The organism is uncultured Bacteroides sp., from assembly GCF_905207245.1.
Classification (GTDB): domain Bacteria; phylum Bacteroidota; class Bacteroidia; order Bacteroidales; family Bacteroidaceae; genus Bacteroides.
Genome location: NZ_CAJLKP010000011.1, coordinates 66,480 through 82,193, shown reverse-complemented (window position 1 = coordinate 82,193; position 15,714 = coordinate 66,480). Strand labels below are relative to the sequence as shown.

Genomic DNA, 15,714 nt, shown 5'->3' with positions numbered 1-15,714 from the left:
ATGAAAGAATGAAAAAATGAAAGAGGAAGGAAAGGAATGAAAGAATTAAAAATGGAAGCAAACAGCCTTTCATTATTAATTCTTTCATTATTAACTTTTACGGCCTAACCGTAAATAATGTTTCCATTTTCATCCATATACTCATCCAGCCCTTTTTCATAAGTGGCCATGGCACGAAGACTCATACCTACGCTGGAGAAACCACCATCGTGGAATAAGTTCTGCATAGTCACCTTACGGGTCAGGTCGGAGAACATCACGATACAATAGTCGGCACATTCATCGGCTGATGCATTGCCCAACGGAGACATACGGTTGGCGAAATCGAACAATTTATCCATCCCCTTCACACCCGAACCTGCAGTTGTCATAGTCGGTGACTGAGAGATTGTATTGACACGTACATTATGTTCGCGACCATAGATATAACCGAAGCTACGTGCAATGGACTCCAACAATGCCTTGGCATCTGCCATATCGTTGTAACCATAGAATGTGCGTTGTGCAGCCACATAGCTCAATGCAAGGATTGAGCCGTAATCTGCAATGGCATTCAACTTCTTGGCAGCCTGTATCATCTTATGGAAAGACACGGCGGAAATATCCAGCGTCTTGTCCAGCATATCATAATCCAAATCATCATACGTGCGTTTCTTGCGAACATTGGGAGACATGCCGATAGAGTGGAGCACAAAGTCAATCTGACCGCCCAGCACTTCTACGGAACGCTTAAATACATTTTCCAAATCTTCTACGCTTGTAGCATCTGCGGGAATAACTTCGCATTGCAATTTATCTGCCAGTGCAGATACTTCGCCCATGCGAACTGCTACCGGAGTGTTTGACAAGGTGATTGTTGCACCTTCTTCTACAGCTTTTTCTGCTACTTTCCAGGCAATGGACTGCTCATTCAGAGCACCGAAAATAATGCCTCTTTTTCCTTTCAACAAATTGTAACTCATACCTATAATAATTAAAAGTTGACAAGGTTTTCAGGGAACAAGTAAGCAAGGCATCGCCTTGTTATCTTGCATCTTTCCACCTTGTTCACTGATTTTGAGGTCGCAAAGATAGTGCAAATTGAACGCATAGCAAAATAAGCTTGCTTATTTTTGCCTTTGCTGAAATGCCGCCTATCTTATTTAAAGATATGAACTTTCTGCATAAAAACCCCGAAAGTGTGCAAAGAAAAGGACAAAACCACAAAAAATCCACCTAAACCAACAAATTATGCACATGGTTTCCACTAAAGCCCGATACATTTGCAAACGGTAATTAAGAGGTTTTTTCATAATATTTATTTAAGGTTAGAATTAGGTTAACATGAATCATTTATTATTTCTTTCGTAAGCCACTCGGGAGAGCCGCTTGCGGGAGGATAATAATTAAAGAAGTTGAGAGTTAAGGAAAGACCTGTTAATCCACAACTAATAACGAATAATTTATAACTAAAATATAGTATCACGAATGAACACATTTGTCAAAAAGCTATTGGTGCTTACTGCACTAACCCTCCCTTTGCTACCCGTTCAGAACACGGTGAAAGCCCAAAACGGAGATTATATAGATGATAGTATCTATGAGAATTTACCCTTCGATATGCCGAAAGTGGAACAACCCACATTTCCGGACTATACAGTCAGTATTATAGACTTTGGAGCCAAAGGAGACGGCATTATACTGAATACCAAGGCTATCAACGACGCAATCAAAGCAGTCAACGCTAAAGGCGGCGGTAAAGTAGTCATCCCCGAAGGCTTGTGGCTGACCGGTCCAATCGAATTGCTGAGCAATGTTAATCTGTACACAGAGATGAACGCACTGGTTCTGTTCACAGACGACTTTGAAGCTTATCCTATTATAAAGACATCTTTTGAAGGACTGGATACCCGTCGTTGCCAATCCCCTATTTCTGCATGGAATGCTGAAAACATTGCAATTACAGGACATGGCGTATTCGATGGTTCGGGTGATAGCTGGCGTCCGGTGAAGAAAGGCAAACTGACTTCCGGTCAATGGAATAGCCTGGTTAAATCGGGAGGTGTTGTCGATGCATCCGGTAGCATCTGGTATCCCACTGCCGGAGCTTTGAAAGGAGCTATGGCTACCAAAGATTTCAATAATCCGGAAGGCATTGAAACAGATGAAGAATGGAATGAAATCCGCCCGTGGCTGCGTCCGGTGTTGCTGAATATCGTGAAGAGCAAGAAAGTATTATTGGAAGGCGTTACTTTCAAGAACTCCCCCAGTTGGTGTCTGCACCCACTGTCATGCGAACATATCACTATCCACAATGTAAAGGTATTCAATCCCTGGTATTCGCAGAATGGCGATGCACTCGATTTGGAGTCTTGCAAGAATGCACTGATTATCAACAACATCTTTGATGCGGGTGACGATGCTATCTGTATCAAGTCAGGTAAAGACGAAGACGGCCGCAGACGTGGCGAGCCTTGCCAGAATGTGATTGTAAAGAATAACACCGTATTGCACGGTCATGGCGGTTTTGTGGTAGGTAGCGAAATGTCAGGCGGCGTAAAGAATATATATGTAACAGACTGCACATTCCTTGGCACAGACGTAGGTCTGCGTTTCAAAAGTACCCGTGGACGTGGTGGTTTGGTTGAAGGTATTTATATCCACAACATCAATATGATTGACATTCCGCACGAAGCACTGCTGTTCGACCTCTTCTATGGCGGCAAGGCTGCCGGTGAAGAAACGGAAGCTGACCTGGCAGGCAGAATGAAATCGTCTGTTCCACCCGTAACGGAAGAAACTCCCGCTTTCCGCGATATCCATATTACGAATGTAACTTGCAAAGGTGCCGGACGTGCCATGTTCTTCAACGGTCTGCCGGAAATGCCTATCCGCAATGTACATGTAAAAGATGTTGTGGTTACGGATGCCAAAGAAGGTATCGTTATTAGCCAGGCCGAAAATGTTTCTATCGAAAATGTAAAGATAGAGACAAAAGGCAAGGCATTGCAGGTGAAGCAGGCCAAAGACCTGAAAGTAAACGGAAAAACATATAACAACTCGGCAGCTAAAGCTTTGAACATCGATTTGTATAAGTGATTAGGGTTCAGGATGACAGATACTCAGTAAATCATCAGTTAATTCATAACGTATTAGTTACGAGCTACCGGCTACAAGCTACAAGTAGCTGCGCTATGTTCCGAAAGGCACTTGTAGCCTGTAGCTGATTCATAACCGTGCAGATATAAGTTAATAAAGAATGTACGCAAACAAATTTATTGACCTTACTCACAAAGCTGACAGTATTTATATCAAAATAGAAAAGGAATTACGCGAGGTTTGCACTACTTTTGTGGCAAATTAATTATATATTTAAGAACCATGAGAAAGAAAATCTTTACAGTATTACTGTTATTGTGCGGCCTTTCTGCTGTAGTAGAGGCACAAGACGCAGAAAAGAGTTTTACAGTGGAAGTAAGCAATGCCTGGAACAAGGCGAAAGCTGACGAACCGGTAGTAATCAAACTCAGCGAAATCAATCCCCAATTCCGTGTACGCTCGGCAGTTGTCATGAACGGCAACGAGGAAATCCCCTCGCAACTGGACGATCTGGACGGTGACCGCCGCCCCGATGAACTGGCATTCGTTATCGACCTGCCCGCCAAGAGCAAAAAGACACTGACTGTCACCCTGTCTTCTGCCAAAAGCGACAAGACGTATCCCGCCCGCGTGTATGCAGAAATGCTCGTCAGCGACAAAAGAGGCAAACATGTGCCTGTGCAGTCCGTAACCATTCCGGGCACCAGCAATATATACAACCAGATGCATCACCACGGTCCGGCTTTCGAGTCTGAGTTAGTGGCTTACCGCCTGTACTTCGACCATAAGCAAACCGTTGATATCTACGGAAAATTCAATAAAGGTTTCGAAATCAAAGAATCACAATTCTATCCGACTGACGAACAACTGGCACGTGGTTTCGGAGATGATGTTCTCCTGGTAGGCGGCAGTTGCGGTCTGGGTGCACTGAAAGGCTGGGACGGCAAGAAAGCAACCCACATCACTCCCGTTGCCACTCTCACCGAACGTATCATTGCCTACGGTCCGGTGCGCACCATCTCGGAAATAGAAGTGACCGACTGGCAATATCAGGGCTCGGAACTGAACATGACCAACCGTTACACCCTCTACGGCGGACACCGCGACGTATTCGTGGAAACTTTCTTTGCCGAACCACTGAAGGATGAAATCTTCTGTACCGGCGTCATAGACATCAAAGGTTCTGTCTCTTACTCCGACCACAAAGGTCTGATAGGTTGCTGGGGAACGGACTGGCCCGTAAATGACACGGTGAAGTACGCCAAAGAAACCGTAGGATTGGGTACGTACATTCCACAGAAATATGTAAAAGATGAAGTGAAGGACAAAGCCAACTATCTGTACACCATTGGTGCCAAAGGCAGCAAATACTTCACTCACAATATCACATTCACTTCCATGAAAGAAACTTTCGGATACAAGACGCCCGAAGCATGGTTTGCCTATATCCGCGAGTGGAAGGAGGAACTGGAACATCCGGCAACGGTGAAAGTGATAATTTAGTGCTATGCACTAAATTAAGTGACAAGCTACAAGCTACGAGTGACAAGTAGCTGCGCTATCGTGCCGAATGGCACTCGTAGCTTGTAGCCTGTAGCTTACAAATAACTAATCACTAATAGCTAAAAAACATGAAAGCAAGAAAGACCCTCATGAGTCTATGCCTGTTGCTCGCCCTGCCACTGGCGGCACAGCAGAAGAACTATGTTTCCGAGGTATGGGTAGCCGACCAAGGAAATGGTAAGTACAAGAACCCGGTGCTCTATGCAGACTATTCCGACCCGGACGCCTGCCGTGTAGGAGATGACTACTACATGACATCCTCCAGTTTCAATTGTCTGCCCGGACTCCAGATACTCCATTCCAAAGACCTTGTGAACTGGACTATCATCGGTGCTGCCGTACCTTACGCACTCCCCCCCATTGAAACTCCCGAACGTCCCGAACACGGTAACCGTGTATGGGCGCCCGCCATCCGCCATCACAACGGTGAGTTTTATATCTTCTGGGGAGACCCCGACCAGGGTGCTTTCATGGTGAAAGCCAAAGATCCGAAAGGTCCGTGGACCGAGCCTGTACTGGTGAAGCCGGGCAAAGGCATCATCGACACCTGCCCGCTTTGGGATGACGACGGTAAAGTGTATATGGTTCATGCCTATGCAGGCAGCCGCGCCGAACTGAAAAGTGTCATCACCATCTGCGAACTGAATGCCGAAGCAACCAAAGCCATCACTCCGTCACGCATCATCTTCGATGGTCATGAGGCACACCAGACTTGCGAAGGCCCGAAATTCTACAAACGCAACGGTTACTATTACATTTTCCATCCGGCAGGTGGTGTTCCCACAGGCTGGCAGGTAGTGCTCCGCTCCAAAAACGTATACGGTCCCTATGAATGGAAAACAGTGCTTGCACAAGGTGACAGCCCAGTGAATGGCCCCCATCAGGGTGCATGGGTAGACACCCCGACCGGTGAAGACTGGTTCTTCCACTTCCAGGACGTAGGCGCTTACGGTCGTCTGGTGCATCTGCAACCCATGAAATGGGTGAACGACTGGCCCGTTATCGGTATCGACAAAGACGGTGACGGCTGCGGCGAACCCGTGATGACTTACAAGAAACCTAACGTAGGCAAGACTTATCCTATCTGCACTCCGCAGGAAAGTGATGAATTCGACGGTTATACCCTGTCCCCACAATGGCAATGGCATGCCAACATCAACGAGAAGTGGGCCTATTATGCAGGCGACCAAAGCATTGTACGCCTGTACTCTTATCCGGTTGTGAAAGAGTACAAGAATCTCTTCGACGTTGCCAACCTGTTGTTGCAGAAAGCTCCGGCTCCCAACTTCACCGCTACAATGAAGCTGACCTTCAAGCCGACAGAGAAATATAAAGGCGAACGTACCGGACTGGTAGTGATGGGTATGGACTACGCCGGACTGATTCTGGAAAATACAGATAAAGGACTCGTTCTTTCTCAGGTATCTTGCCCGAAAGCCGACAAAGGCACTCCGGAAGAAGTGAACGGCACAGTTGACTTAACGGACAACACTATCTACCTGAAAGTAAAGTTCACCAGCGACGGAAAGAAAATCTCCAAGAGCGAAGGCGGACATGACTTATTGGTAATGTGCAATTTCAGTTACAGCCTCGACGGAAAGAAGTATCAGTCGCTTGGCAAACCCTTCCAGGCCAAAGAGGGCAAATGGATTGGCGTAAAGGTAGGTACATTCTGCACACGTCCTGCCATCACGACCAATGACGGCGGATGGGCGGATGTTGACTGGTTCCGCATCACCAAGAAATAAAAATAGTGCTTTAGCTATCATCATTCATTCCTCCTTACTGAGACTTTGTTTTCAGTAAGGAGGAATTTTCTTTTTGCATATACCACTAAATATCAACACATTGCATTTACCAATTATTTACCGCAGGATGTAAAAGCATTTACCGCCGCATGTAACGACCTTTACCTCCTATTGTAACGGTCTTTACCACGGCATGTAACGACCTTTACCTCGGCATGTAAATGAAGTTACCATTTGGGATAAAAAGAGTTTCCCCGTAAAGTAACGGAAGATATGCCACAAGATAGCAGAAGTCTCCCTGCAGAGTTTTCTTCTTTTACTCTGATATTGTTTGAACGGAATGCGCTATATTTGTGTTCTCTAATAAAAAACACCTAAAGAAATATGAAGAAACTGGTTATATTCGATTTAGACGGAACCCTGCTGAACACCATTGCCGACTTGGCACAAAGTACCAACCACGCATTAGCTGCGTTAGGTTATCCCACCCATGAAGAAAAAAAGTATAATTTCATGGTTGGCAACGGCATCAACAAACTATTTGAACGTGCCCTGCCCGAAGAAAGCAGAACGGAAGAAAATGTTTTGCGCGTACGCAAAGAGTTCGTACCTTATTACGACCAGCATAACGCCGACAAAAGCCGTCCCTATCCCGGCATTACGGAACTTCTGGATGAATTGCAAGCCAAAGGCCTGCAACTGGCCGTTGCTTCCAATAAATATCAGGCTGCCACTGAGAAACTGATAGCCCACTATTTCCCAAATATCCGCTTCACCGCCGTCTTCGGGCAACGGGAAGGGGTGAATGTAAAGCCCGATCCCACCGTTGTACATGACATATTGCAAATAGCGCAACTTTCAACAAAAGACGTTCTCTACGTGGGAGACTCCGGCGTAGATATGCAGACTGCCAACAATGCGGAAGTGACATCCTGCGGTGTAACCTGGGGCTTCCGTCCGCGCACGGAATTGGAAACATTCCACCCGGATTACATAGTGGACAAGGCTGAAGAGATAGCGGCAATAGCTTTCAAGTAAAAAGGAAATGCACTGCAATGTGACATAATTCTATTTTTACTCCTTTTTAGCCAGATATTCCCCCTGAAAGTGCCGCAAACTGCCTAATCTTGCAATCGAAATACCAAAAATGAAAAACAATGATAAAGAAATGGTTATTAGCATGCTTCGCCGTAGCCTGCATAGGAAGTAACGTGCAGGCACAGCAAGCAGATGAAACACTTAAATTATGGTACGACACCCCCGCCACACAATGGGTGGAAGCTCTGCCATTAGGTAACGGACGTATAGGTGCGATGGTTTTCGGTGATCCTGCGCACGAACAGTTCCAATTGAACGAAGAAACCGTATGGGGCGGCTCCCCTCACAACAATACCAACCCTAAAGCCAAAGAGGCTTTGCCACGCATCCGCCAGCTTATCTTCGAAGGTAAGAATGCGGAAGCACAGGCTCTTTGCGGCCCCGCCATCTGCTCACAATCAGCCAATGGAATGCCTTATCAGACTGTAGGAACGCTGCATCTCGATTTCGACGGAATCAGTAACTATACTGATTATTACCGCGATCTGGATATTGAAAAAGCTATCAGCACCACCCGCTTCACAGCCAACGGAGTGACTTATACCCGGGAATCCTATACTTCTTTCCCCGACCAGGTACTGGTTATCCGCCTGACAGCCTCACAAAAGAAGAGCATCTCATTCACCGCCAAATATACAACTCCTTACAAAGAGAACATTGTGCGTTGCATCTCTCCCCGAAAAGAGCTGCAACTCAATGGGAAAGCCAATGACCACGAAGGCATCGAAGGTAAAGTTGAATTCACCGCCCTCACCCGTATAGAGAACAACGGCGGAAATCTGGAAGTATTGTCGGACAGCACCCTGCAAGTGAAAAATGCCAATAGCGTCACTCTATATGTTTCCATGGGCACCAACTTTGTGAACTATAAAGACGTCTCCGGCAATGCCCAAGCTACGGCGCAGAAGTATCTGGCAAACGTAAACAAGAACTATACAAAAAGTAAAGCAGCCCATATCAGCACCTATCAGAAGTTCTTCAACCGCGTATCACTGGACTTGGGTCGCAATGCCCAGGCCGATAAACCGACTGACGTACGCGTCAAAGAATTCAGTTCCAGCTTCGACCCGCAAATGGCGGCCCTGTACTTCCAGTTCGGACGCTACCTGCTGATATGTAGTTCGCAACCCGGCGGACAGGCAGCCAACCTGCAAGGTATCTGGAACTATCAGCTCCGTGCCCCGTGGGATGGCAAATACACCACCGACATCAATGTAGAAATGAACTACTGGCCTGCCGAAAGCACTTCCCTGCCCGAAATACACGAACCTTTCCTGCAATTAGTGAAAGAAGTAGCCATACAGGGACGTGAAAGCGCCGCTATGTATGGCTGCCGCGGCTGGACGCTGCACCATAATACGGATATCTGGCGCAGCACTGGTGCCGTAGACGGCCCCGGTTATGGCATCTGGCCTACCTGCAACGCCTGGTTCTGTCAACATTTGTGGGATCGCTATCTTTTCTCCGGTGATAAGAACTATCTTGCCGAAGTATATCCTCTGATGCGTGGTGCTTGCGAGTTCTACCTGGATTTTCTGGTACGTGAACCTGAAAATAACTGGCTGGTGGTAGCTCCCTCCTACTCTCCGGAGAACAGACCGGTTGTCAATGGGAAGCGGGACTTCGTAGTCGTTGCAGGAACCACAATGGATAACCAGATGATATACGATTTGTTCTATAATACCATTACTGCCGCCCAGTTAATGAAGGAAAACACCGCATTTACCGATAGTCTGCAAATGGTAGTTAATCATCTAGCCCCCATGCAAGTAGGTCGTTGGGGCCAATTACAGGAGTGGATGCACGACTGGGATAATCCCAAAGACCGCCACCGTCACGTTTCCCACCTCTGGGGCTTATATCCCGGACGCCAGATCAGTGCATACAACTCTCCTATCCTGTTCGAAGCCGCCAAAAAATCGTTAATCGGTCGTGGTGACCACTCCACCGGTTGGTCTATGGGTTGGAAAGTCTGCCTGTGGGCACGCCTGCTGGACGGCAATCACGCTTATCAACTGATTACCGAACAACTTCATCCCACTACCGATGAAAAGGGACAAAATGGAGGTACTTATCCGAACCTGTTTGATGCCCACCCGCCTTTCCAGATTGACGGAAACTTTGGTTGTGCGGCCGGTATTGCCGAGATGTTTGTTCAAAGCCATGATGGTGCCATTCATCTTCTTCCGGCATTGCCCGAAGTATGGAAACAGGGAACACTAAAAGGTATCCGTTGCCGCGGAGGATTTACGGTTAAAGAAATGAGATGGGCAAACGGTGAGTTGCAAACAGCCATAATCACTTCTAATATCGGCGGCACACTCCGCATCCGAAGTCTGACTCCCCTTTATTTGAATGGGGAAAAATTGAGCTCTACCTCGCAGGAAGTATCTGATAACCCGCTTTTGCAATCACAGAGTATTCGCAAGCCACTGGTTGCAGCCAATGCTCCAGTTTGTGTACCGGAATATGCACAGACGTATGTGTATGACATAGATACGAATGCAGGAAATGAGTACATTTTGACGGCAAAAGGGCTATAAGCTAAATAGTAATTAAAACCATAGAGCTACTGGCGAAAGTCGGTTGGGAATATGTTAAAATGTCAAGAGGGGAACAATAAATTCCCCTCTTTTCTGTTATATAACATCATTTAGGTAATCCGCAAAAGCATAATAGACAGTAAATAACAAAAAATACCACCCTAAAAACAGATATTACACATTTATCTTTTCACATCCCTATACATTTGCAACAATGAATTAACAGTGTGCCCGAACACACTAACGAAAAAAATCATATTAAATTAATATCATGCAAAGAATGTCTAACAAGATGAAAAACATGCGCGCCGCGCTACTATTCTTTTTAGTAGCCGTGATATCGCTTAGCGTATCAGCGCAAAATGTAACCGTAACAGGTACTGTGACGGACAAAACGGGAGAAACCGTTATCGGCGCTTCCGTAGTACAGAAAGGGAATACCGGTAACGGTACTATTACCGACATTGATGGTAATTTCACCCTTAGTGTTCCCGCCAATTCCACATTAGTATTCTCTTATGTGGGAATGACTCCTCAGGAAATAGCATTGAAAGGAAAAACTTCGGTCAACGTAGTTATGGAAGATGATGCACAAGCTTTGGAAGAAGTTGTGGTAATCGGTTATGGTACGGCAAAGAAGAAGGATTTGACTGGTGCGGTTAGTACGGTAAAAGGGTCGGAATTAGCCAAAGTACCCGTTACCAACGTAGCAGAAGCATTGACCGGTAAATTGGCAGGTGTGCAAATCACAACAACCGACGGTTCGCCGGATGCCGAAATGCTTATCAAAGTACGTGGTGGTGGATCTATCACAGGTGATAGTTCTCCTCTTTATATTGTTGATGGTTTCCCTGTATCAAGTATGGGTGATATTTCTCCATCAGATATTGAAGACATTACAGTATTGAAGGATGCAGCTTCTACAGCAATTTATGGTGCACAAGGTGCCAATGGTGTTATTTTGATTACGACCAAAAGTGCCAAGGGAGGAAAGACTGTTGTTAGCTACAATGGCTATATACAAGGGAAAAGTATCCGCAACACCCTTGACGTAATGGATCCTTACCAGTTTGTCATGTACAACTACGAAAGACAAGCACTCAGAGGAGCGTCTTCCATTAAAAATTTTGAAGAACGTTACGGTGCTTATGGTGATTTAGATTTATATCAATACCAGAAAGGACACAATTGGCAAGAAGAAATGTTTGGTAATAATGAACTTTCTCAATCCCACAACATCAGTGTTACGGGCGGTAGTGAAAAAACAAAATTCACATTAAGTGGAACTTACGCCAACGATAAGAGTTTAATGGAAGATAATGGCTACAGACGTTACAACATGAACTTCAAGTTGAAACACGAATTATACAAAAATCTGAATCTGGATTTTGGTGTACGTCTCGCTGATACAGAAACTCAAGGTGTAGGAACTGGTGGCGGTACATATAAAATCCGTTCTTACGATGCTTTAATGAAAGCACCAGTTTACGGCCTATACGACCAAATTGACATTGATCCGAGTACATTGCCGGAAGATGAGTATCAAGAATACGTTAATGCTACACGTTCTCTGAAAGATCAGGTAAATGACTACTGGAGAAGAAAGAATGAACGTCGCTATAATTTCAACGCTGCAATTACTTGGGATATTACCAAAAGTTTCAGCTATCGTGCTGAAGGAGGTTATGATTATACATTCAACCAACAAAAGGACTGGTATGGTCCGAAGAGCAGCAAGGCCGTACAGGACGGTGGTGAACTTCCTATGGGCGAATGGTCTAAGAAAGATTCCTGGAAATTACGTGGTGCACACACATTGGCATGGAAACAGAACTTTGCAAAGATCCATGATGTAAATATCATGATTGGTCAAGAATATGTTGCTTCTAACAGTGAAAGCAATAATATGATCGGTAAATTCTTCCAGGAAGATATTTCACCAGAGAAGATGTTTGCAAGCATGGCCAACAACTCTAAAGCGACAGGTGCTCAAACAATATCTTCGACTCTTGGAAAGGAAGACAGAACCATTTCTTTCTTCGGACGTGCTAACTATAGTTTATATGACAGATACTTATTGACAGTAACTATGCGTGCTGATGGTTCTTCCAAATTTTCTAGAGGTAACCGTTGGGGATATTTCCCTGCTGCAGCTTTAGCATGGCGTATTATTGAAGAGCCGTTCATGGAAAATACAAAGGAATGGATGTCTAACTTGAAGCTACGTTTTTCTTATGGTACTGCCGGTAACAACCGTATTGGCGACGCCATGTACGAAACAACGTATAAAGCATATTCCGGAGGGAAATACTACGGACAAGGAGGCGAACAGAATCCTCACTATACATTAAATAATAATCAGTTGGCTAACTCTAATTTGAAATGGGAAACAACCATCACACGTAACGTTGGTTTGGACTTTGGTTTCTTTAATGAAAGACTCTCCGGTAGCATCGATTATTATTGGAATACTGTAAAAGACCTGCTGATAGAAATGCCTATTACTGCTATTGGTTATACTAGTATGCAGCAGAATCTAGGTCAAACATCTAACAAAGGTATCGAATTATCATTAAATGCGTCTATTCTCCAAAATAAAGACTATTCCTTAAACTTCAATTTCAATATTGGCTTTAATAAGAATAAAGTGGATAAATTAGCCGATGGTGTAAACTCCATGTCATTCAATTCCGGAGCATTTTCTTCTGATATGCGCGGGCAAGACGACTACCGTGTAATAGTAGGTCAACCCTTAGGACTTGTATGGGGATTTGTATATGATGGAGTATATGGTGTAGATGATTTCGTAACCTATACTGATGCCAGCGGCAAAACACAGTTCCAATTTGACCAGTCAGGTAATTATATTCTCAAGGAAGGTATAGTAGATAATACCTACATGACAGCCAGTTCTTACGGAGGTTTACGTCCAGGAGCCATGAAGTTGAAAGACTTAGATGGTGATGGTAAAATTTCAGAAGATAAGGACCGCACTATCATTGGCAAAACTCAACCCAAATTTACCGGTGGCTTTGGTTTGAATGCAACTTATAAATGGTTCGATTTCTCTGCAAACTTCAACTTTGTTGTTGGTAACGATGTATACAATATGGATAAGATGGTATCTTCTCAATCCTATCGTAACACTTATGCTAACTTACGTGCAAACATGGCACCTGTTACTTTGGGGGGCAAAGCCTGGACATACTTAGACCAGACAACTGGGACTATTGTTACGGACTATGAAACATTAAAGAGTATGAATGCAAATGCAACGTACTGGTCTGCTACTACAATGTCTGATAATAATCCTGTACCTACATCCTGGGCCGTAGAAGATGGTTCATTCCTCCGTCTTCAAAACTTAACAGTTGGTTTCACCTTACCTAAGGATTGGACAAAGAAATTTGCATGCAGTCAGCTTCGTTTATACTGCACTTTGAATAATGTATTCTGTCTGACTAATTACTCCGGATATGATCCTGAGGTTAGTACAGCTATCCGTAACAGCAAGACCAGTGGTTTAACCCCGGGAGCGGACTTCTCTGCATATCCCAAGTCATTCTCTTGGACTGCCGGTGTGAATATTACATTTTAATAGATTAAACAATATAGAAAATGAAAAAGAAAATTTTATATATAGCAGCTTTAGTTGCCGGAATGTGTTTCACAACCTCTTGTGAAGACATGTTGGATACTAAATCCCTGTCCACCGACAACTTGGAGTATCTTACCTCCAACCCTACTGACGCCCGTAAAATGTTAGCTCATGTCTATTCATATTTCTGTGAAGATACTTATACTTCACGTATGAGTACCAACTGGATGCAAAACACTGACATCGAAGTGGGATTCATTACAAAAGCACAATCTGAAAATACCGACCGCCGTGGTGTTTGGTGTCTGAATATGAAGCAATTTAATGACATTAAGAATTGCTGGGATAACAGTTTTAAAGCCATAGACTTTGCCAACCAATGTATTCAAGGCATTGAAAATAGTGATATGTACAAAGAAGGTAATAAAGACATGAAACAGCTCCACGGAGAAGCGTACTGTCTTCGCGCATACTGGTATTGGTTAATGTGTAACTTCTGGGGAGATGTTCCATTTGCAACGACTCCTACGACTGCAGAAGATATGCACAATGATCCTCGTACTGATAAAAATATCATTTACTCTCATCTTATCCAAGACCTTATCAATGTAGAAGAAGAGATGCAATGGAGTGATGCATTGACAGTGGAGTATATGAACCGTGATTTTGCACTAGGCTTTATCGTAAAACTGGCAATGTTCCGTGCCGGATATTCTATGCAGGCTGATGGCACAATGGCTCGTTGCATACAGACAGGTGAGGAATATACAGTGACATACGTCAATGAAAATGGAGTAGAGGTTACCGCAAGCAGTGCAGATGACTACTACAAAGTAGCCAGAGCATATGCTCTTAAACTCATCAATTTAAAAGACCGTAATTTGAATACCAACTTTAAAGAAATCTTTGATAACCAAATAAACGGTTGCAATCCTGGTAATAGTGACGTACTTTTTGAAATGGGATTTGTTCCTAATTCGGGTGGTGACATCGGCTGGTGTCATGGCCTAAGTGTTGTAGACGGTTCAAAAGGTGCTGGAACAACATATACCAACTTAACTCCGAATTATGCTTGTTCTTTTGATTCACAAGATCAACGTCTGCCTGTTACATGTGCCAATTATCGTTGGCTATATGATGAAAAACAAGCTGCTGTAGATGCTTGGGGTATTCAACCTGCAAAATGGTGTCGCCTGGATATGAAAACCTCTGTAGCAAGTAAAGGCACAGGCATAAACTGGCCTGTACTCCGTTATGCAGATGTATTACTCCTATTGGCAGAAGCTGAAAATGAAATCAATAATGGACCTACTGCAACAGCCAAAGAGATGTTGGGACGCGTACGTGAACGCGCATTCATCAATGCAAGCAATAAATCAGAAATGGTAGATAAATATATCAACGCATTAGGAAATTATGACGCTTTCAAAAAAGCTATTATTGATGAACGTGGTTGGGAGTTCGGTGGCGAGAATATCCGCAAATTTGATTTGATACGCTGGAACTATTATAGTAATGCAATTGTAAATACAATCGAATGGATGCGTGATGTAGCCATGAATTATAACCAATTAGAAAACGTAAATGGCGAATTCACTTATAATTCTAAAAAGGAAATTGAAGATATGAATGTTGCTTCACGTTTGTACTACAACTACACAAACGGACGTGTTATTTTTGAAAATGATTACTTCACTTATCGTGATCAATCTAACAGTACATATAGTACAGCTACAACTTTGAGTGATAATGATATCAAAACTCCTAATGCAACATTCAGTGGATTAAAGCGTATCAGTTTTGCAGATAGCTTCATTAGCGTAAGCTCTACAAATCCTGAAACAGGGGAATCTTATGGTAAAGATGAAAATGGTAATGATATCAAAAAAGGTACATTACATGAACGTGTTATGTATTCATGGCATGGTCTGACAGACGGGGCTTTAATTAAAGGGACTGAAGATATCAGTAGTTTGAGAAATAAAGTAACCCCTTATGTTTTCCCTATACCGACAGACCGTGTCGTTTCATCCAATGGTATATTGTCTAACGATGGTTACGCTATCCGTAACAAATAAAAAATAGA

The 15,714-nt window shown here is 44.0% G+C and carries 8 protein-coding genes; 7 read left to right on the top strand and 1 reads right to left on the bottom strand.

The window, feature by feature from the left end; genetic code table 11:
* Positions 1–104: 104 nt before the first annotated feature.
* Positions 105–962 carry an SDR family oxidoreductase gene (locus QZ135_RS05670; RefSeq protein ID WP_073312601.1) on the bottom strand — a complete coding sequence of 286 codons (858 nt, stop codon included), beginning with the start codon at positions 960–962 and terminating at the stop codon, positions 105–107.
* 505 nt (positions 963–1,467) lie between these two features.
* Between QZ135_RS05670 and QZ135_RS05665 the strand changes: the two genes are divergently transcribed.
* The 7 genes from QZ135_RS05665 (at position 1,468) to QZ135_RS05635 (ending at position 15,706) form a co-directional block, all read left to right on the top strand.
* Positions 1,468–3,078, top strand: a complete 1,611-nt coding sequence (locus QZ135_RS05665; protein ID WP_294606651.1) for a glycoside hydrolase family 28 protein — start codon at positions 1,468–1,470, stop codon at positions 3,076–3,078.
* A 282-nt stretch (positions 3,079–3,360) separates the two neighbouring features.
* Positions 3,361–4,581, top strand: coding sequence for a DUF4861 domain-containing protein (locus tag QZ135_RS05660; protein ID WP_294606649.1), 1,221 nt, complete (start codon positions 3,361–3,363; stop codon positions 4,579–4,581).
* Positions 4,582–4,709: 128 nt separating this feature from the next.
* A complete protein-coding gene (locus QZ135_RS05655; protein WP_294606647.1) occupies positions 4,710–6,389 on the top strand; it encodes a glycoside hydrolase 43 family protein in 1,680 nt (559 codons plus the stop codon).
* A gap of 384 nt (positions 6,390–6,773) precedes the next feature.
* Positions 6,774–7,427 carry an HAD family hydrolase gene (locus QZ135_RS05650; protein ID WP_294606645.1) on the top strand — a complete coding sequence of 218 codons (654 nt, stop codon included), beginning with the start codon at positions 6,774–6,776 and terminating at the stop codon, positions 7,425–7,427.
* A gap of 119 nt (positions 7,428–7,546) precedes the next feature.
* Entirely contained in the window at positions 7,547–10,030 is a 2,484-nt protein-coding gene (locus QZ135_RS05645; protein WP_294606643.1) for a glycoside hydrolase family 95 protein, read from the top strand.
* A 292-nt stretch (positions 10,031–10,322) separates the two neighbouring features.
* Positions 10,323–13,628 carry a TonB-dependent receptor gene (locus QZ135_RS05640; protein WP_294606641.1) on the top strand — a complete coding sequence of 1,102 codons (3,306 nt, stop codon included), beginning with the start codon at positions 10,323–10,325 and terminating at the stop codon, positions 13,626–13,628.
* Between the two features lie 20 nt (positions 13,629–13,648).
* Positions 13,649–15,706, top strand: coding sequence for a RagB/SusD family nutrient uptake outer membrane protein (locus tag QZ135_RS05635; RefSeq protein ID WP_294606639.1), 2,058 nt, complete (start codon positions 13,649–13,651; stop codon positions 15,704–15,706).
* Positions 15,707–15,714 lie beyond the last annotated feature (8 nt).

Coding starts and splice junctions, on each gene's coding strand:
- QZ135_RS05670 (WP_073312601.1), bottom strand. CDS start 962: ATGAGTTACAATTTGTTGAAAGGAAAAAGAGGCATTATTTTCGGTGCT.
- QZ135_RS05665 (WP_294606651.1), top strand. CDS start 1,468: ATGAACACATTTGTCAAAAAGCTATTGGTGCTTACTGCACTAACCCTC.
- QZ135_RS05660 (WP_294606649.1), top strand. CDS start 3,361: ATGAGAAAGAAAATCTTTACAGTATTACTGTTATTGTGCGGCCTTTCT.
- QZ135_RS05655 (WP_294606647.1), top strand. CDS start 4,710: ATGAAAGCAAGAAAGACCCTCATGAGTCTATGCCTGTTGCTCGCCCTG.
- QZ135_RS05650 (WP_294606645.1), top strand. CDS start 6,774: ATGAAGAAACTGGTTATATTCGATTTAGACGGAACCCTGCTGAACACC.
- QZ135_RS05645 (WP_294606643.1), top strand. CDS start 7,547: ATGATAAAGAAATGGTTATTAGCATGCTTCGCCGTAGCCTGCATAGGA.
- QZ135_RS05640 (WP_294606641.1), top strand. CDS start 10,323: ATGAAAAACATGCGCGCCGCGCTACTATTCTTTTTAGTAGCCGTGATA.
- QZ135_RS05635 (WP_294606639.1), top strand. CDS start 13,649: ATGAAAAAGAAAATTTTATATATAGCAGCTTTAGTTGCCGGAATGTGT.